Annotated in this window: 21 protein-coding genes; 15 read left to right on the forward strand and 6 right to left on the reverse strand. The window is 59.4% G+C overall.

From position 1 onward, the window contains the following. The first annotated feature begins 60 nt into the window (after window positions 1–60). From rsxA to ACKPCU_RS12605, 11 genes are all read left to right on the forward strand, one after another. On the forward strand, window positions 61–645 hold the full coding sequence (rsxA, locus tag ACKPCU_RS12555) for an electron transport complex subunit RsxA (RefSeq protein ID WP_092288309.1): 585 nt from the start codon (window positions 61–63) through the stop codon (window positions 643–645). A 2-nt stretch (window positions 646–647) separates the two neighbouring features. After that, window positions 648–1,229 carry an electron transport complex subunit RsxB gene (gene rsxB / locus ACKPCU_RS12560; protein WP_104738358.1) on the forward strand — a complete coding sequence of 194 codons (582 nt, stop codon included), beginning with the start codon at window positions 648–650 and terminating at the stop codon, window positions 1,227–1,229. After that, window positions 1,229–3,598 carry an electron transport complex subunit RsxC gene (rsxC, locus tag ACKPCU_RS12565; protein WP_321347134.1) on the forward strand — a complete coding sequence of 790 codons (2,370 nt, stop codon included), beginning with the start codon at window positions 1,229–1,231 and terminating at the stop codon, window positions 3,596–3,598. The genes rsxB and rsxC overlap by 1 nt, the downstream gene beginning before the upstream one ends. Beyond that, window positions 3,598–4,665 carry an electron transport complex subunit RsxD gene (gene rsxD / locus ACKPCU_RS12570; protein WP_321347136.1) on the forward strand — a complete coding sequence of 356 codons (1,068 nt, stop codon included), beginning with the start codon at window positions 3,598–3,600 and terminating at the stop codon, window positions 4,663–4,665. The genes rsxC and rsxD overlap by 1 nt, the downstream gene beginning before the upstream one ends. A 3-nt stretch (window positions 4,666–4,668) precedes the next feature. Continuing rightward, complete coding sequence (rsxG, locus tag ACKPCU_RS12575; protein ID WP_321347138.1) at window positions 4,669–5,307, forward strand: electron transport complex subunit RsxG; 639 nt, start codon at window positions 4,669–4,671, stop codon at window positions 5,305–5,307. Between the two features lie 3 nt (window positions 5,308–5,310). Next, complete coding sequence (locus tag ACKPCU_RS12580; RefSeq protein ID WP_104738362.1) at window positions 5,311–6,027, forward strand: electron transport complex subunit E; 717 nt, start codon at window positions 5,311–5,313, stop codon at window positions 6,025–6,027. Window positions 6,028–6,044: 17 nt separating this feature from the next. Next, a complete protein-coding gene (nth, locus tag ACKPCU_RS12585) occupies window positions 6,045–6,680 on the forward strand; it encodes an endonuclease III (RefSeq protein WP_321347142.1) in 636 nt (211 codons plus the stop codon). A 144-nt stretch (window positions 6,681–6,824) separates the two neighbouring features. Next, on the forward strand, window positions 6,825–7,004 hold the full coding sequence (locus ACKPCU_RS12590; protein WP_088274291.1) for a PA3496 family putative envelope integrity protein: 180 nt from the start codon (window positions 6,825–6,827) through the stop codon (window positions 7,002–7,004). 160 nt (window positions 7,005–7,164) lie between these two features. Then, a complete protein-coding gene (locus ACKPCU_RS12595; protein ID WP_104738364.1) occupies window positions 7,165–7,380 on the forward strand; it encodes a DUF2061 domain-containing protein in 216 nt (71 codons plus the stop codon). Window positions 7,381–7,516: 136 nt separating this feature from the next. Further along, the gene (locus tag ACKPCU_RS12600) at window positions 7,517–8,767 is read left to right on the forward strand and encodes a serine/threonine protein kinase (protein WP_321347147.1); all 1,251 of its coding nucleotides are present in this window, start codon (window positions 7,517–7,519) and stop codon (window positions 8,765–8,767) included. 32 nt (window positions 8,768–8,799) lie between these two features. Continuing rightward, window positions 8,800–9,543, forward strand: coding sequence for an MlaA family lipoprotein (locus tag ACKPCU_RS12605; protein WP_407651855.1), 744 nt, complete (start codon window positions 8,800–8,802; stop codon window positions 9,541–9,543). Here ACKPCU_RS12605 and ACKPCU_RS12610 read toward each other — a convergent pair. Then, window positions 9,540–9,992 carry a YcgN family cysteine cluster protein gene (locus ACKPCU_RS12610; RefSeq protein WP_321347151.1) on the reverse strand — a complete coding sequence of 151 codons (453 nt, stop codon included), beginning with the start codon at window positions 9,990–9,992 and terminating at the stop codon, window positions 9,540–9,542. The genes ACKPCU_RS12605 and ACKPCU_RS12610 overlap by 4 nt on opposite strands. Window positions 9,993–9,995: 3 nt before the next feature. Continuing rightward, window positions 9,996–10,247, reverse strand: coding sequence for a glutaredoxin family protein (locus ACKPCU_RS12615; RefSeq protein ID WP_321347153.1), 252 nt, complete (start codon window positions 10,245–10,247; stop codon window positions 9,996–9,998). Between the two features lie 113 nt (window positions 10,248–10,360). Here ACKPCU_RS12615 and ACKPCU_RS12620 point away from each other — a divergent pair, with 113 nt between their 5' ends. After that, on the forward strand, window positions 10,361–11,689 hold the full coding sequence (locus ACKPCU_RS12620; protein ID WP_321347155.1) for a deoxyguanosinetriphosphate triphosphohydrolase: 1,329 nt from the start codon (window positions 10,361–10,363) through the stop codon (window positions 11,687–11,689). Here ACKPCU_RS12620 and ACKPCU_RS12625 read toward each other — a convergent pair. The 4 genes from ACKPCU_RS12625 to ACKPCU_RS12640 form a co-directional block, all read right to left on the reverse strand. Continuing rightward, window positions 11,676–12,527 carry a nitrate- and nitrite sensing domain-containing protein gene (locus ACKPCU_RS12625; protein WP_321347157.1) on the reverse strand — a complete coding sequence of 284 codons (852 nt, stop codon included), beginning with the start codon at window positions 12,525–12,527 and terminating at the stop codon, window positions 11,676–11,678. The two genes, ACKPCU_RS12620 and ACKPCU_RS12625, sit on opposite strands and share 14 nt — an antisense overlap. Window positions 12,528–12,564: 37 nt before the next feature. Beyond that, window positions 12,565–12,951 (reverse strand): lactoylglutathione lyase, encoded by a 387-nt coding sequence (gloA, locus tag ACKPCU_RS12630; protein WP_104738370.1) that lies wholly within the window; start codon window positions 12,949–12,951, stop codon window positions 12,565–12,567. Window positions 12,952–13,078: 127 nt separating this feature from the next. Then, window positions 13,079–14,296, reverse strand: a complete 1,218-nt coding sequence (locus ACKPCU_RS12635; protein ID WP_321347159.1) for an argininosuccinate synthase — start codon at window positions 14,294–14,296, stop codon at window positions 13,079–13,081. A 152-nt stretch (window positions 14,297–14,448) separates the two neighbouring features. Further along, window positions 14,449–15,297 (reverse strand): flagellar protein MotY, encoded by an 849-nt coding sequence (locus ACKPCU_RS12640; protein ID WP_146040311.1) that lies wholly within the window; start codon window positions 15,295–15,297, stop codon window positions 14,449–14,451. Window positions 15,298–15,547: 250 nt separating this feature from the next. Between ACKPCU_RS12640 and pyrC the strand changes: the two genes are divergently transcribed. The 3 genes from pyrC (at window position 15,548) to ACKPCU_RS12655 (ending at window position 18,482) form a co-directional block, all read left to right on the forward strand. Continuing rightward, window positions 15,548–16,582, forward strand: coding sequence for a dihydroorotase (pyrC, locus tag ACKPCU_RS12645; RefSeq protein ID WP_104738373.1), 1,035 nt, complete (start codon window positions 15,548–15,550; stop codon window positions 16,580–16,582). Between the two features lie 33 nt (window positions 16,583–16,615). Beyond that, window positions 16,616–17,290: a ribonuclease T gene (gene rnt, locus ACKPCU_RS12650; RefSeq protein WP_104738374.1), complete on the forward strand. Its 675-nt coding sequence runs from the start codon at window positions 16,616–16,618 to the stop codon at window positions 17,288–17,290. Between the two features lie 220 nt (window positions 17,291–17,510). After that, the gene (locus ACKPCU_RS12655; protein WP_104738375.1) at window positions 17,511–18,482 is read left to right on the forward strand and encodes a TAXI family TRAP transporter solute-binding subunit; all 972 of its coding nucleotides are present in this window, start codon (window positions 17,511–17,513) and stop codon (window positions 18,480–18,482) included. Window positions 18,483–18,487: the final 5 nt, after the last annotated feature.

Raw genomic sequence — 18,487 nt, forward strand, 5'->3', positions numbered from 1 at the left:
GGACCGACGAAGCAGCCTGCAGAGCTGCGCGCGACCGGTCCGTACATGGGGTTGGGTTACATGGCTGAATTTGCCCTCATTTTGGTCAGTACCATACTGGTCAACAACTTCGTCCTGGTGCAGTTCCTCGGACTGTGTCCGTTCATGGGTGTTTCCGGCAAGCTGGAAACCGCGATCGGCATGTCCGCCGCGACTACCTTCGTGCTGACGTTGGCTTCCATCCTCAGCTATCTGACCTTCCAGTACATTCTGGTGCCGCTGGACCTGGAGTTTCTGCGCACCATTTCCTTCATCCTGGTCATCGCGGTCGTGGTGCAGTTCACGGAAATGGTCGTCCACAAGACCAGCCCGCTACTGTACCGGGTGCTGGGTATCTTCCTGCCGCTGATCACCACCAACTGCGCGGTACTGGGCGTCGCCCTGCTGAACACCAATCGCGCCGAACAGACCTTCATGAAATCTGCCACCTATGGCCTCGGCGCGGCTATCGGTTTCTCGCTGATTCTGATCCTGTTCGCCGGTCTGCGTGAACGCATCGCCATTGCCGACGTACCTACGCCGTTCCGCGGCGCCGCCATCGGCATGATCACGGCGGGTCTGATGTCACTGGCGTTCATGGGCTTCACCGGCTTGATAAGGTTGTAAGCATGTCGATGATCATTACTGCCATTGTCGTCCTGCTGGGGCTGGCGCTGATTTTCGGTGCGGTGCTCGGCTTTGCCGCCGTCCGCTTCAAGGTCGACGGCGACCCCATCGTTGATCAGATCAACAACCTGCTGCCGCAAACCCAGTGCGGCCAATGCGGCCATCCGGGTTGCCGCCCCTACGCCGAAGGCATCGCCAACGGTGAACCGATCAACAAGTGCCCGCCCGGTGGCGAATCCACCATTCAGGCGCTGGCCGACCTGCTGGATGTCGAGGCGCTGCCGCTGGACTCCGAGCACGGCGAAGAAAAACCGCGCATGGTTGCCTATATCCGCGAAGCCGAATGCATCGGCTGCACCAAGTGCATCCAGGCTTGCCCGGTCGATGCCATTCTTGGCGCTGCCAAACAGATGCACACCGTCATTGTTGATGAGTGCACCGGCTGCGACCTTTGTGTAGAACCCTGCCCGGTTGACTGTATCGACATGCTGCCCCTGCCGACCACACCGCAGAACTGGAAGTGGGATTTTCCGCTACCCAGCTCAGCCCTGATTGCCACCGACGCCAGCCGAGGGGCCGCCTGATGACCGCAGCCAGCCCTATCCGTATCTGGGACATCCCCGGCGGCATCCATCCGGAAGAGAACAAGCTCCAGTCACTCAGCCACGGCATCGAAACCCTGCCGCTGCCAAAACAGCTGATCGTGCCATTGCAGCAGCACCTCGGCGCCCGCGCCGAGCCGTGCGTCGCCGTCGGCGATAAGGTGCTCAAGGGGCAGTTGATTGCCGAGGCCAGCGGGTTCGTCAGCTGTCCGCTGCATGCGCCAACGTCGGGTACGGTTACCGCCATTGGGCCTGCGCCTTACCCGCACGCCTCCGGCCTGGAAGAATGGGCCATCCGTATTGAGGCAGACGGTGAGGACCGCTGGTGCGAACTTGACCCGATCAGTGACTTCAGTGCACTGGAGCCGGCTGCTCTACTCGACATCATTCGCGCCGCCGGTATCAGCGGCCTTGGCGGCGCCGGTTTTCCCACCGCCGTCAAGCTCACTGCACGCCCCGAGCAGAAGATCCACACGCTGATCATCAACGGGACCGAGTGCGAGCCGTACATTACCGCTGACGACAGCGCCATGCGCTACCACGCAGAACAGATTGTCATTGGCATCGAGGTGCTGATGCACATCCTGCGGCCGGAGCAGGTGCTGATCGGCATTGAGGACAACAAGCCCGAAGCGATCGAGGCCATGCGTGCCGCCGTTGGCGCGCGGGCCATGCAGGTCGTGGTGTTTCCGACCAAGTACCCGTCCGGTGGTGAGAAACAGCTGATTCAGATTCTGACCGGCAAGGAAGTACCCAGTGGCGGTCTGCCAGCCGATCTTGGCATGGTTTGTCAGAACGTCGGCACCCTGCTGGCGATCCACGACGCCGTGCTGCTGGGGCAGCCCTTGATCAAGCGCATCACCACTGTGACCGGCGAGGCGCTTAGTCATCCAACCAACGTCGAAGCGCTGATCGGCACGCCGATACGGGACCTTCTGACCTTTGCCGGCTTGCAGCCCGAAAAGCTCTATCGACTGGTCATGGGCGGGCCGATGATGGGGTTTACCCTGCAAAGCTTGGACGCCCCCATCGTCAAGACCACCAACTGCCTGCTGGCCGGTAGCAAGGCAGAACTGCCGCCACCGCCACCCGCCCAACCGTGCATCCGTTGTGGTCTATGCGCCGAGGCCTGCCCAGCCAGCCTGCTGCCGCAGCAGCTGCACTTCTTTGCCCTGGGCAAGGACTACGATCAACTCAAACGCCAGCACCTGTTTGACTGCATCGAGTGCGGCGCGTGCTCCTACGTCTGCCCAAGCAGCATTCCTCTGGTGCAATACTACCGCGCGGCCAAGTCAGAGATTCGCGCACTCGACCTCCAGCAGCACAAGGCAGACCATTCCCGTCAACGTTTCGAGCACCGCCAGGAACGTCTGCAGCGCGAAGCCGAGCAGAAGGAACGCGACCGTATAGCCCGCGCCGAAAAAGCCGCGCGCCTGAAAGCGGCGAAGGAAGCAGAGGCTGCCAAGCAGGCAGAAGGCGGCGCTGCGTCACCCTCCCCAGACGCGCCTGTGCCAAAGGCAGGTGGTCTGACACCGGAGCAGAAGCAGCTGAAGATCGCAGCAGCCACCGCGCAGATGGCGCTGAAAAAAGCTCAGAAGCAGCTCACCGCCAACCCGGATAACGCAGACCTGCAGGCGCAGATTCCGCAACTGGAACAGGCCGCACGTGACGCGCAGGAGGCCTTCGATAAGGCCCAGGGTGACGTCAGCAGCCAACCGGCCGCTGCCGCGCCACAGGCAGCCGGTGAAGACGACGCCAAGAAACTTAAGATTGAAGCCGCCATGCTGCGCGCCGCGCTCAAAAAGGCCGAACGCGCTGCCGGTGACAGCCCCAGTGACGAGCAACAAGCCGAAATTGCCAAGCTGCGTGAGCAGGCGGAAGCCGCAGAGGCGCGCGTTCCGGCAGCTGCAACCGAAAAAAAACCGGTCGATGAAAAGCTGAAACAGGCCAAGCTGGATCTGGCGATGGCCCGCGCAGCTGCCAGGAAAGCCGAACGCGCCCTGGCCGAGAACCCGGAGGATTCCGCTCTGCAGGCTCAGTTGGCAACTCAGCAACAGGCGCTCAGCGCAGCAGAAAAAGCTTTGCACGACGCAGAAAACAACAGCCCGATTCCACCGCCGGACCGCCAACGGGTCGACAAAAAGCCGATTGACGAGCAGTTGCGCGAGCTGAAAACCAACCTGGCTACCACCAAGGCAGACTTCAAACGCGCCGAGCGTGAGCTCAAAGAAGCTACCGAAGCGGGTACCGACACCGCAGCCGCCGAACAGGCGTTGGCTACTCGCCGCGCCGCGCTGGATGTCGCCGCCAAGGCGTTCGCCGACTACATGGCCAGCAAGGAGACCAACTGATGGCGCTGGTACGCATGACTTCACCGCACGCCAAGGGTAACAACCATACCCAGACCATCATGCTCTGGGTACTCGGTGCGACGCTGCCCGGCATCGCGGTGCTGACCTGGTTCTACGGTTTCGGCACACTGATCAACATCGTCTACGCCAGCGTGGTCGCCCTGCTGGTCGAATCACTCATTCTGGCTATCCGCAAGCGCCCTATCGGCTTCTACCTGCGTGACGGCAGCGCCCTTGTCACCGCCTGGCTGCTGGCTTTGGCGTTGCCGCCCTACGCCCCCTGGTGGCTGACGCTGATTGCGGTCAGCTTTGCCATCGTATTTGGCAAGCAGCTGTATGGCGGCCTCGGGCAGAACCCGTTCAATCCGGCGATGCTGGGCTACGTGGTGGTGCTGATCTCCTTTCCGGTGGAGATGACTAGCTGGCCAGCCTGGCGTGGCATTGAAGCGGTGATGCCTGACGTGCATGCCACCCTGGGCTTGCTCGACGGCCTGAGCCGTATTTTCCTGCCGGTCAGCAGTGAGATCGACGGCTGGACGCTGGCCACCGCACTCGATGCGGTCAAGACCAACAACAGTTTGACCATGACCGAGTTGCAGGCAGCCAACCCAGCCTTTGGCCAATTTGCCGGTTACGGCTGGGAATGGGTCAACGTCGCCTACCTGCTCGGTGGGCTGGTACTGCTGTACAAGCGCATTTACAGCTGGCATGCCCCAGTTGGCATGCTGGCAGCGCTGGTAGTAATGAGCCTGCTGTTCTGGAATGGCAGCGGTTCAGATTCCAACGGCTCGCCGCTGTTCCACCTGTTCAGCGGCGCGACCATGCTCGGTGCCTTCTTCATCATTACCGACCCCGTGTCTGGTGCCACCAGCAAACAAGGTCGGCTGATCTTCGGTGCTGGCGTAGGGATCATGGTCTATGTAATCCGCGCCTGGGGTGGCTACCCCGACGCCGTGGCCTTCGCTGTGCTGCTGATGAATCTGGCGGCACCGACCATCGACTACTACAGCACGCCGCGCACCTATGGTCACCGCAAGGCCAAACGCGGCATGGGCAAGGTGGACTGAGCCATGGAAAACCCGACTACCACCCGCAGCTCGATACTGCGTAACAGCCTGATTCTCGGTCTTTTCGCCATGGCTACCGTGGGTATGATCGCCATCACCCAGCAAGGCACCGCAGAGCGTATCAGTGAAGCCCAGCGCCGGGTTCAACTCAGTGCACTGAACGAGATCATTCCCCACGATCAGCACGACAACGATCTGCTGGCCGACAGCTTTACCATCGACGACCGCCAGTATCTGAGCCTGACTAGTGCGCAAGACGCCTACCGAGCACGCAATGACGGTGCTGTCAGCGCCGTGATCCTGCCGGTGGTCGCGCCTGACGGCTACAGTGGCCGCATCGAACTACTGGTGGGCATCAACGCGGATGGCAGCATCGCTGGCGTGCGCAGCGTCAACCACCGGGAAACGCCGGGCCTGGGCGACCGCATCGACACCACTAAGAGCCAGTGGGTTTTGGACTTCAACGGCAAGAGTCTAAGCATGCCGGTGCCTGAGCAATGGGCGGTAAAAAAGGACGGCGGGCAGTTTGATCAGTTCGCCGGCGCGACTATTACCCCACGCGCGGTGGTCAAGGCGGTCTATCAGGCACTTAACTATTTCGACGAACATCGAGCCAGCTTGCTGCAGCTCGGCGAGGAGTAATCCATGGCGACCAAGACGCTCTCCGAGATCACCGCTGACGGCCTCTGGCACAATAACCCAGGCCTGGTTCAACTGCTCGGGCTTTGCCCGTTGCTGGGTGTCAGTAGCTCCGTGGTCAACGCACTTGGCCTCGGTCTCGCCACCATACTGGTGTTGACCGGTTCGAACCTTGCGGTATCGCTGATTCGCAGCGCAGTGACCGACGCCGTGCGCCTGCCCGCCTTCGTCATGATTATCGCCGCGCTCACCACCTGTATCGAACTGCTGATGCAGGCCTTCACCTATGAGCTGTACCAGATCCTGGGCATTTTTATTCCGCTGATCGTCACCAACTGTGTGATTCTCGGTCGGGCCGATGCTTTTGCGTCGAAGAACCCGCTACTGCCGTCGGCGGTCGACGGTTTCATGATGGGCTTGGGCTTTACCTTGGTGCTGATCGTGCTAGGTGGCCTGCGCGAACTGATCGGCCACGGCACGCTGTTTGCCGGCATGGACCTGCTGCTCGGCCCAATTGCCGCAGACTGGAAGCTGGTTGTATTCCCCAACTACAAGGACGTGCTGTTCGTCATTCTTCCGCCGGGCGCCTTCCTGTTCATGGGGCTGCTGATCGCCCTGAAGAACCTGATCGACGCCAAGATCAAGGAACGCGCGGCAGCACGCGAAGTCAAACCGGCAGCCGCTGGCAGCAAGCGGGTCCGTGTTACCGGCACCATCAGCTAAGGTCAGCCAAGGCAACGATGAACAAGGAAAAACGCTACGAAATCTTTCGCCGCCTGCGCGAAGACAATCCGCACCCTACCACCGAGCTGAACTTCACTTCGCCGTTCGAGTTGCTGGTCGCGGTAACCCTGTCTGCCCAGGCGACTGATGTCGGCGTCAACAAGGCCACCGCAAAGCTGTTCCCGGTTGCCAATACGCCCGAAGCCATTTACGCCCTTGGCGTAGAAGGCCTCAGCGAGTACATCAAGACCATCGGCCTGTTCAACAGCAAGGCTCGCAACGTCATTGCCGCCTGCAAGATTCTGATCGAAGAACACAACAGCCAGGTGCCGGAAACCCGCGAGGCACTCGAAGCCCTGCCCGGTGTCGGCCGCAAGACCGCCAACGTGGTTCTCAACACAGCCTTTGGCCAACCAACCATGGCGGTGGACACGCATATTTTCCGGGTCAGCAACCGCACCGGCATTGCGCCCGGCAAAAACGTCCTTGAGGTCGAGAAGAAGCTGCTCAAGCACGTCCCCAAGGAGTTTCTGGTCGATGCCCATCACTGGCTGATCCTGCACGGACGCTACGTCTGCAAGGCCAGAACGCCACAATGCGGCAGCTGTCGAATCGAAGATCTGTGCGACTACAAGCACAAGACATCTGACTGAACGCGGCGCGCGATCCGGCCTCCGCTAACGCAGTGAAAACACACTGCGTTTTTTCGTCAAATTCAATTGAAAAAATCTATTTCCGCAAATCCGTATCTGCGTTTATAAGGTGCGCAAATGACATGTTCAGCGTGGAGTTGAGTCATGAGCCAAGCCAAATCAGATATCGAACTGGACGACGACGAATTCATCGAAGACGATGACACCCCCGATACCGACAGTGCGCCCATTTCCAAAAGTAGCCTGACCAAGCGTCGCTTGATCGACAACTATCTGGAAGAGCGCCGTCTGCAACGGGAACTCAGCGACTTTGATTTCGACTGACGTCCATGGAGGCGCAGGCGCCGTCCTGCGCTTTTTCTCCGCCAAAATCATCCTTTTCTATCAGCGCAATTAAACAAATTCGATTTATTAATTGATCAGGTCTGACTATCCTGACCACACTGACTAATGACTTTCATGACGTGTGTTTCGGGGTACTGCCATGACCAAGACCATCACCTTCGCTTGCATGCACTTTTCCATCGCCTTCGGCGTGGTGTACCTGCTGACCGGCAGCGTCATGGTTGGTGGCGCAGTCGCGCTGATCGAGCCGGCCATCAATACCGTGGCATTCTATTTCCATGAGAAACTCTGGAACCGGCTGGAGCGCCGCCGACACGCCGACCAGAACCCTATGCTGTCTCCTTTTTCTGCTTGATTCGGGCACACCAGCCGATAAATAAAAGGAACTTTGCAGACAAATTGAGGTTAAATTTCCAGTGTCCCTCAGGAAGAGAATCAGCTTGCGCCGGTTTACCAGAACGCTATCACTGCTCTCCGGTCTGCTCACATGCATGACCCTTTCCGCGCATGCCGCGCCTTACGACTATCCGGTTGCCAACCCGTTCATGGCAACGGTTACCGGCACTCCCGAGCGATTACGCGCACCGGTACCCGATGAAGTTGACGTACAACAAACCGACCTGCAGGTGCGAGTGCTCCCTGAGCGGCACCTGCCGCCTGCCCTGTCTCAGTACCGTGACCTCCATTACCGGGTTGCCTGGCACGATGGTCCAGCACCACTGATTTTCCTTATCGCCGGAACCGGGTCAGGCTACGACAGCACCCGTATGGACTATCTGAAGCGTCTGTTCTGGCAGGCAGGCATGCATGTCATCGTGCTTTCCTCCCCGTCCAACCACGACTTTATTGCGGCTGCCTCGCGCAGCGGCCGGCCCGGCATCGCAGAAGACGATGCACGAGACCTGCATACGGCAATGAGCATGGCGTTGCAAAAGGCGCAGTCTGAATTGGGTTTCAAGGTCACCGGCTATCGCCTGGCCGGATTCAGTCTGGGGGCATTGCATGCGGCCTTCGTCGCTGAGCTCGATAGCCATCTGGGGCAATTCCACTTTGAACGGGTCCTGCTGCTGAACCCGCCCGTTGACCTCTATGCCTCGGTCAGACGGATGGATGAATTGTCCTACACCCGCGTAGCCGGGGTGAGCGATAACGACAGTTTCTACGAGCACATCTTCCAGAAACTGTCTCGCCACTTTGCCAATCGTGGCAACGCCGATATTCAGACCAGCTTGTTCGAAGAAATCCAGAACTCGCCAGAGGTGCTGAACGACGCCGAGCTGGCAATGCTGATCGGTGCGGTGTTTCGCTTCTCTGCTGCTGACATGAACTTCATGAGTGACCTGATCAATGGCGGCGGGCGTTACGCGCCAGCTGACGAAGACCTCAAGGTAAGCACCTCGCTGACGCCTTACCTGCGACGCGCCCTGTTCTGTGACTTCAGCTGCTACGTTGACACCGAGTTGTTGCCCAGTTGGCAGCGCCGCAACGCCGGCGGCACGCTTGAGCAAATGGCGGAACAAACCAGTCTCCACCATATCCAGAGCTTTCTCACGGACAACCCCAACATCGCTGCGGTAAGCAACGCAAGCGAACTGATTCTGACCCGTGACGACTACTACTTTCTCGCTGACACCTTCGGCGATCGTGCCTATCTGTACCCCACTGGAGGGCACGGCGGCAATCTGGACTATGAGCCGGTTGCCGAGCGTTATCTGCAATTTCTGGCGGGGGATAACCAGTGATCAGACAGCTTATCAGTACCGCAGCGCTGAGCATGACCCTGCTGGCGGGTGAGACCTTCGCGCAGGAATTTGAGCTGGGCGTGCCAGCGTATAAGGACCCACTGCTGGAGCTGGATATCGACGCGCGCGAGAACCGTTATCAGTTTGAACGTTCCAGCCTGCGCGCCCTTAACGTACAGGATCCGATTGAGGGTCTGAACCGTCGCATCTATCGCTTCAACGCCCAGTTCGATCAGTATGTATATCTGCCGGTAGTGCGCACCTATGTGTGGGCCACGCCCTCCCCTGTGCGGACAGGCGTATCTAACGTTTTCAATAACCTGCAGGACATACCTAATCTTGGAAACAGCTTGCTGCAGGGCAAGTTCAAGCGTAGCGGACAAACGACAGCTCGGCTGCTGTTCAACAGCATTTTCGGTCTGGCTGGCATCTTTGATGTAGCGCAGAAAATGGGCTTGCCGCAGCAGGATGAGGATTTCGGGCAAACACTCGGGGTGTGGGGGGTGCCGCCCGGACCGTACCTGGTTATCCCGTTCCTTGGCCCGTCCAGCCTGCGCGACGGGACTGGCCGCGCGGTTGACTGGGTCTTAGACGACTACGTTAACTACATGCACAACCGGGACCTGATGAATAACTACCAGGCCACCTGGGGGGTGTGGGCAATCGATCTGCGCTACCAGACACCCTTCCGCTACGGCGCACTGGACAGCCCGTTCGAGTATGACCAAGTGCGCTATCTGTATACCAAACTGCGGGAATTCGAGATCGATAACTAGCCAACGCGAAAGATAATGTGATCTTCCCAGTCTTCGTCAGGCACGCTGCCTTCGGCCAGCATCTGACCCGACTGGGAGATGCCGGCGGCGTGAACAGCGTTACGATCACCGCACACCAGATGGTGCCACGGTGGCAAATCCTCCCTCTCGGCGACCAGGCGATAACCACAGCTGGGTGGCAACCAGGCGAAATCCTGTGCCTTGCCTGGGGTCAGCTGAATGCAGTCAGGCACAAACTGCCGGCGATTGGGATAATCACTGCAGCGACAGGTCTTCAGATCCAGAAGCTTGCAGGCAATGCGGGTGTAGTAAATCGCCTGGGGCTCGTCTTCATCTTCCAGTTTCTGCAAACAACACAGACCACAGCCGTCACACAGCGACTCCCACTCGTCCTGATCCAGCTCATCCAGCGTCTTGCGTTTCCAGAAGGGTTCAACTCGCATCGCCATGACTCAGGCCTCCTCTCGTAAACAGTCAGCCAGCCAGTCCATCAGAGTCGCCAGATCAAACGGCCAATCCAGTTCGGCGCCGGTATCAGCGCGTTGCAGCACGGGTATGCGCAGTTGGTAGCGCGCCATGAGCTCATCGCTGTCCGCAATATCAACCTGGCTGACCTGCACGCTGGAGGCCAACGGCGCCAGCTCGGCAAGGGCTGCATCACAGAGGTGGCATCCGAGGGTGCCATAAAGACTGAGCTGGATCATAGGTACGCATCAAGACTGGGAAAACGCGCATTCTACCTTGTTTGCCCCGGTCTGCCGACTTGGCAGCCTCCTGCGCATCCAACATACTCACTACATCGTCCCGGGAGAGCTCTATGGATTGGGAAACACTGTTGTGCCGCGAGCGGCTGGGTAAGACCTTTACCAGCGATGAGGAACTGGGCCGCACGCCCTTTCACAAGGATCATGACCGCGTCATCTTTTCCGGCGCCTTCCGCCGGCTGGGTAAGAAAACCCAGGTCCATCCGGTATCCAGTAACGACCACATCCACACCCGTCTGACCCATAGCCTGGAGGTTGGCTGCGTTGGCCGATCGCTGGGCATGCGAGTCGGCGAAATGCTGCGCGGGCAGTTGCCAGAATGGTGCCAGCCAGCCGATCTGGGTGTCATTGTTCAGGCCGCGTGCCTCGCCCACGATATAGGCAATCCACCGTACGGGCACTCCGGTGAAGACGCCATTCGCCACTGGTTCAGACAGGCAGCCGGGCGTGGCCTGCTTGACCCGCTAAGCGACGCCGAACGCAACGATTTTCTCCACTTCGAAGGCAATGCGCAGGGCTTTCGGGTCCTTACCCAGATTGAGTACCACCAGGCTGAAGGGGGAATGCGCCTGACCTACGCGACCCTCGGGGCCTATCTCAAATATCCCTGGACGGCTCGGCATGCCGACACACTGGGTTATAAGAAGAACAAGTTTGGTTGCTACCAGGCCGAATATCCCCTGCTGAAGCAGATAGCCGAGAAGCTGGGGCTGCCCACCCAGGATGACCAGCGCTTTAGTCGCCACCCACTGGTCTATCTGGTCGAGGCGGCGGACGATATCTGTTACGGGCTGATCGACCTGGAAGACGGGCTGGAAATGGACCTGCTCGCCTACGCTGAAGTTGAGCGCGTGCTACTTGACCTGGTGGGCGACGATCTGCCTGAAACCTATCGACAGCTGGGGCCACAGGACTCTCAGCGCCGTCGCCTGGCGATTCTGCGCGGCAAAGCCATCGAGCATCTGGTCAATGCCGCAGCCCAGGCCTTCATTGATCAACAGCCTGCCCTGCTCGCCGGTGAACTTGAAGGAGACCTGGTCGAGCACATGCATGGCGCCGCCCGACGCTGCGTGCTTGATGCCAAGCAAATGGCCCGCAAGCGGATTTTTCAGGACAAGCGCAAGACGCTGCACGAAATCGGCGCCTACAGCACACTGGAAACCTTGCTCGATGCATTCTGTGGTGCGGTCAACGAGCTGCACGCCGGTCAGAATCTGAGCTTCAAACACCAGCGCATCCTGGACCTGTTGGGCCATACCATCCCGCAAGCGGACTGGCCTCCCTACCGCAGCTATCTGCGCGTACTGGACTTTATTGCCGGTATGACCGACCTCTACGCAGCCGAAATGGCGGCGCAAATTCGAGGTATCAGTCGCAACTGAGTGCGCGCGTCTCCAGCCGCGCTAGCAGAATGTCTACCAGCAGCAGCTGGGCGCTCAAGGCCTGGGTGGCCGTTTGGAAGTAGTCGATGGAACTGAAGCCCGGATCAGGCTGCTGTTCCAGTAGCTCACGGATTCGCTCCAGCAGGACGTCGAGCGAATCCTCCGCGGCTCGCACTGGCTGACTGACCAGCCCCCGCAATTCTGGATCAGACGCCAGACGCGCCAGCGCCGCGTAACACATCTCACGGATTTGCGAGCTCAAAGCTGCAAGCTGTGCTCGCCATACCTGCAGATTTTGTCGATTGGCGACTATGCCGGTACCAATAGCCCGGGACTGCCCGACCAGCTCGGTGTTGCGCAACAGCTCCAGCCACAACCCTTCCGACTGCGGCGCGAGCCGGCCAAGGCAAACCAGATCGTAGCGGTCAGCGAGCGCCGCCACGGTCGCCAACAGGTTGCGAATCATTTCGTTATGCGCGAGCAGCATCTGCTCGGGGTCGGCCTGGTCGTCACCCTCCTCCAGCTGGGCCCAGCACGCCAGTACCGCATGCCAGGTGCCGTACCAATGCAGCGTTGGCTGGTGCAAGCGACAGGTCTCCAGCAGCTGGTTCACTTGCTGATTTACCGACCAACGACGTGCCTCCAGACTGCCTTCGCCAGACAATACGCCATACAGGAGCCCTCGGTGACGCTGAACCTGCTCGATCAACTGGCGCAACAGACGTATCTGTGAGACAGCAAGATGCAGTGCCGCACACCTCCTGCGTTGCTGCAGCCGTCGCATAGCGAACCAGACGGCGAGCACCAGCACAACGATTGCTCCAAATACCGCTGCCATCCCCTGCCCTCCATGACGGCATAGCAACTGCGCTAAATCATGCCCCCGCAGACAATAGTTCGATTCGATATCCGTCGGGATCTTCAACAAACGCCAGTACCCGGGTTCCGTGTTTCATTGGCCCGGCCTCGCGCACTACCTTCCCGCCTGCCTGTTTGATCTGTTCACAAGCAAGGTAGACGTCATGTACTTCGATCGCAATATGCCCGTAACCGGTGCCCAGGTCGTAGGCGGCGGTGTCCCAGTTCCAGGTCAGCTCAAGCGCCGTATGCTCGGCCTCATTGCCGTACCCGACGAATACGTTGGTGAAGCGCCCCTCAGGGTAGTCCTTGCGGCGCAGCAGGGTCATGCCAAGCACCTCGGTGTAAAAGGCGATGGACTTTTCGAGATCTCCGACCCGGAGCATGGTGTGCAGAATTCGCATGATCGCTACCCTTGCGTGTCGATGCAGTCAAAGCTACCGGTTAAGCACTACCGCTAGCAATAGATAAACGAAAACGCCCGGCGAAATCGCTTTCGCCGGGCGTCATTCAGGCACCTTGTCGCGCCGATCAGAGCAGCTTGCGGCCCTTGCCAGCAGCAATGCGCATGCGCAGTGCGTTCAGCTTGATAAAGCCTGCCGCATCGGCCTGGTCGTAGGCACCGGCATCGTCTTCAAAGGTGGCGATATTGGCGTCAAACAGCGAGTCGTCAGACTTGCGACCGACCACGATGACGTTGCCCTTGTACAGCTTGAGGCGAACTACGCCGTTCACGTTCAGCTGGGACGCATCAATCATCTGTTGCAGCATGATGCGCTCCGGGCTCCACCAGAAACCGTTGTAGATCAGCTCAGCGTACTTCGGCATCAGGCTGTCTTTCAGGTGGGCAACTTCACGGTCCAGGGTGATGGACTCGATGGCGCGGTGACCTTTCAGCATGATGGTGCCGCCGGGGGTTTCGTAGCAGCCACGGGACTTCATGCCGACGAAGCGGTTTTCGACGATATCCAGACGACCAATACCATTGGCGCCGCCAACCTTGTTCAGGTAGGTCAGGACTTCAGCCGGGGTCATATCCTTGCCATCGATGGCGACGATGTCGCCGTTGCGGTAGCTCAGCTCAATATACGTGGCTTGGTCAGGTGCGTTCTCCGGAGAGACGGTCCAGCGCCACATGTCTTCTTCGTGCTCGGTCCAGGTGTCTTCCAGCACGCCACCTTCATAGGAGATGTGCAGCAGGTTGGCATCCATCGAGTAGGGAGACTTCTTCTTGCCGTGACGCTCAATCGGAATGCCGTGCTTCTCGGCGTAATCCATCAGTTTCTCGCGCGACAGCAGATCCCACTCGCGCCAGGGAGCAATCACCTTCACACCCGGTTTGAGCGCGTAAGCACCCAGTTCGAAACGCACCTGGTCATTACCCTTGCCAGTCGCGCCGTGGGAAATGGCATCACCGCCGGTTTCGTTGGCGATCTCAATCAGGCGCTTGGCAATCAGCGGGCGAGCGATGGAGGTACCCAGCAGGTACTCACCTTCGTAAACGGTGTTGGCGCGGAACATCGGGAACACGAAGTCACGAACAAACTCTTCGCGCAGGTCGTCGATGTAGATTTCCTTGACGCCCATGGCCTGAGCCTTGGCGCGTGCAGGTTCTACTTCCTCACCCTGACCTAGGTCGGCAGTGAAGGTGACCACTTCGCAGTTGTAGGTTTCCTGCAGCCACTTGAGAATGACCGAGGTATCCAGACCGCCGGAATAGGCCAGGACGACTTTGTTGACTTCTGCCATTACGTGCTCCCTTAAGCAAGACTAAAACGCCACCCCGTGGGGAATCGGCGAAAGCCGCTATTCTAGCGCCAGAGTGGCAGGATTCACAGGGGAGAGACCCGCAACTTTAGGGTCTGATGCGGTTTCGATACGGTTGAATGGTAGGCTGTGCGTCAGTTGTGCTGCAGCCGCAACATGACCCGGCGATTAGTCGCGCGCCCTTCCTCAGTGCGGTTGCTCGCCAACGGATAGCTGTCGCCATGAAAACGCATGCTGAACAGGTTTTCATCGACCCCCTGGGCCGTCAGATAGTCACGCACGGCAAGCGCCCGCTGACGAGATAGCTCGCGATTGTCCAGGCGGTTGCCCTGATTGTCTGAGTGCCCATCTAGGATGATGCCGCTGAGGCTCTCATCGGCCTTAATATACTGCAGGATGGCATCGAGTCTGGCTTTAGCGTCGGCACTCAGGTTACTCCCGCCCGAGCCAAAGCTGATGATACTTTGCGCCGCCTGCGCCGCGCTGATTGGCAGCAACTTGCTTATGCAGGACTGAAAGTCCCGTCTTGCCTGCTGATATCCGACACTGGAAACCACCACCCGAACCTGATCGCCCCCTACCTGGCTGCTGCGCATGATGGTCGGCTGCAAACCAGAAGCCAGCCCTGCCAGCATGCGGCCGGCCTGTTCGTAAGGAGCCATCATCGTGTAGGTCCCGGCGCCGACCTGAATCTGCCCAATCGGTTGGGCGGCTGTACCGGGACGCCACGGCGGCGGATCGTTAAAGACCTGTGCCGCACCGGGACGCATCGGACTGTCCCAAGCCTTGAGTTCGAATTCGGGGTGTTCGCCCGCCCGACGCACGAAGCTCGCCTCCCCGTAGCCCGCCACGGACTGACTCAAACGGCAGGCAAACTGATCCCCTTCAACCTGCCACTGCACGTCTTCCATGCGGGTCTGAAAGGTCATTGCCTGAGCGGACATTGACAGTCCGACAAACATGACCAGAGGGGCTCGTGTCACTCGTCTCTCCAGATGTGCCGCCACCAGGTGGGCGAACGCTGACTTCTCTTGCCTGCTTCATCGGCGGCCAATCGGAAAACTTTATTCCCTGACAGAAAAAAGATGCATCTGATGGCGATCCGCAGCACTGCGACCTGCTGGCGGCGATAGACGTCCACCCGCCACGAATAGTCGGCAGCACCTGCGGAGTGTCAAAGCTGGGGCGATTGGGGTAGCATTGCGGCATCAAATCTGGACTGGAATCCCCCGCATGACCGACCGCCTGACGCTCATCCGCCCGGACGACTGGCACATTCACCTGCGCGACGGTGCCGTATTGCAGCACACCGTGCCAGATGCAGCGCGCTCCTTTGGTCGCGCCATCATCATGCCCAACCTGGTGCCACCGGTTCGTGATGCCGCCGAGGCCGCCGGTTACCGTGAGCGTATCCTTGCCGCACGCCCTGCCGGGTCACACTTCGAGCCGCTGATGGTGCTGTATCTGACCGATCACACCTCTCCCGAGATTGTCCGTCAGGCGCACGCCAGTGGTCAGGTTGTCGCCGCCAAGCTGTATCCGGCTGGTGCGACCACCAACTCCCAGTCTGGCGTTACTGCACTCGAGAACATCTACCCTGCGCTGGAGGCAATGGCTGACGTTGGCATGCTGCTGCTGGTACACGGTGAGGTGACCCACGCCGAAGTCGACATCTTCGACCGTGAAAAGGCATTTATTGATCAGCAACTGGTCAAGGTAGTAGAGCGTTTCCCCGCCCTCAAGGTCGTGTTCGAGCACATTACCACCGGAGATGCCGTTGCCTTCGTGCAGGACGCCTCCGACAACGTGGGCGCTACGATCACCGCTCATCACCTGATGTTCAACCGCAATCACATGTTGGTTGGCGGCATTCGCCCGCACCTGTTCTGTCTGCCGGTACTCAAGCGTCAGACTCACCAGCAAGCCCTGCGTGATGCCGTAGTTTCAGGCTCCAGCAAGTTCTTCCTTGGCACCGACTCGGCGCCGCACGCCCGCCACGCGAAGGAAGCCGCCTGCGGCTGCGCCGGCTGCTATACCGCCCACGCCGCGATTGAGTTGTACGCCGAAACCTTCGATGAACTTGGCGCACTGGACAAGCTGGAAGGTTTTGCCAGCCTCCACGGCCCGGACTTCTACGGTTTGCCACGCAACACTGATCGCATCACACTTGAGCGAGACAGCTGGACCGTCCCCGAGCAACTGCCCTTCGGCGATCAATGCATCGTTCCACTGCGTGCCGGCGAACAGATTCGCTGGCGCCTGGTCTGATCCTATCTACCCATCGACAGCAAGGGATATTTCGTGAGCGAGTTTGACTTTGATGGCGAAGAACAGGACGCCACGCCCAGCGGCAAGACCAAGTCACCGCTGGCCTACCGCTTTCGCGGCTTTCTACCGGTGGTCATTGACGTTGAAACCGGTGGTTTCAACGCCGCCACCGATGCGCTGCTGGAAATAGCGGCGACGACCATCAATATGGATGAAGACGGTCTGGTTTACCCGGATCACACCAGTTTCTTCCGAATTGAACCCTTTGAGGGTGCCAACATTGAGCAAGCTGCGCTGGAGTTCACCGGCATCAAGCTCGATCACCCGCTGCGCCAGGCTGTCACTGAAGAACATGCGCTGACCGAGATCTTCAAGCAGATCCGCAAGGCTGTGAAATCAGCTGGCTGCAAACGGGCCGTGCTGGTCGGGCACAACGCGTTCTTCGACCTCGGCTTTCTCAACGCAGCAGTTGAGCGTACCCAGATCAAGCGTAACCCGTTTCATCCGTTTTCCTGTTTTGATACTGCCACCCTGGGCGGGCTGGCCTACGGTCAAACAGTGCTGGCAAAGGCCTGCAGCGCTGCCGGTATCGACTTTGACGGCCGCGAGGCCCATTCAGCACGCTACGACACCGAAAAGACCGCAGACCTGTTCTGTACCATCGTCAATCGCTGGCGAGAGATGGGCGGCTGGCCTCCCGTCGAGTAACTCCTTCCCACCTAACAACCCGGCCCAATGGCCGGGTTGTTGCTTCTGTTGCAGACTTGCCCGACCGCGACACTGCGGTTATCGTCCTGATGAAACTCAATTCATCCACTACACTGCAAAAGGTAAACGTGTTCGGCCCTGAAGCGGGATCGGGCCTCCCACACTGGCTAGCTGTACGATGGCAGCAGCCACTGACAATCAGAAAAAGGAGCTATTTCACATGATGCGCAAATCCCTTGCCCTGCTGTTTTCGGCCACTATTGGGTATGCCTCACTCAGCGCCACGCCCGCTGTCGCAGAGACCTTTGTCACCATCGGTACCGGTGGCCAGACAGGCGTCTACTACGTGGTAGGCCAGTCAGTTTGCCGCCTGCTCAATCGCAATTCTGCCGAACATGGCATTCGCTGCAACGCCCCGTCCAGCGGCGGCTCGGTCGCCAACGTCAACGCCATTCGCGGCGGTGAGATGAACATGGGCGTGGTGCAGTCAGACATCCAATACAAGGCCTATGAAGGCATCCAGAGCTTCGAGGCCGACGGCGCTTTCACCGACATGCGTGCGCTGTTCGCCCTGCACGGCGAGCCACTGACCATCGTTGCCCGCAACGATGCCAACATTGCGGGCGTCAAGGACCTCAAGGGCAAGCGCGTCAATATCGGCAACCCGGGTTCCGGTCAGCGTGACACCATGGACGTGGTGATGGAAGCTCTGGGCTGGACGGTGGATGACTTCGCGCTGGCCTCCGCGCTGGATGCAGCAGAACAGGCCGCGGCCCTGGGCGACAACAACATCGATGCAATGGTCTACGTCGTTGGCCACCCGAATGGCTCGATCCAGGAAGCAACCACCACTGTTGATGCCAATCTGGTTTCCGTGTCCGGTCCCGAAATTGATCAGCTGATCAGCGAACGTCCTTACTACGCCAAGGCGATCATTCCCGGCGGTCTGTACCGTGGCAATGATGCGGACACCGAAACCTTCGGGGTGCGTGCCACCCTAGTGGCTTCGACCGCCACTGACGCCGAAACCGTCTATCAGACAGTCAAAGCGGTATTCGAGAACTTCGACCGGTTCAAGCGCCTGCACCCCGCGTTTGCGACCCTCAAGGAAGAAGAGATGATCAAGGACGGCCTCTCTGCTCCGCTGCATGAAGGCGCAATCCGCTACTACAAAGAACGCGGCTGGATGTAACGCGA

The organism is Halopseudomonas oceani, assembly GCF_963677335.1.
Classification (GTDB): Bacteria; Pseudomonadota; Gammaproteobacteria; order Pseudomonadales; family Pseudomonadaceae; genus Halopseudomonas; species Halopseudomonas oceani.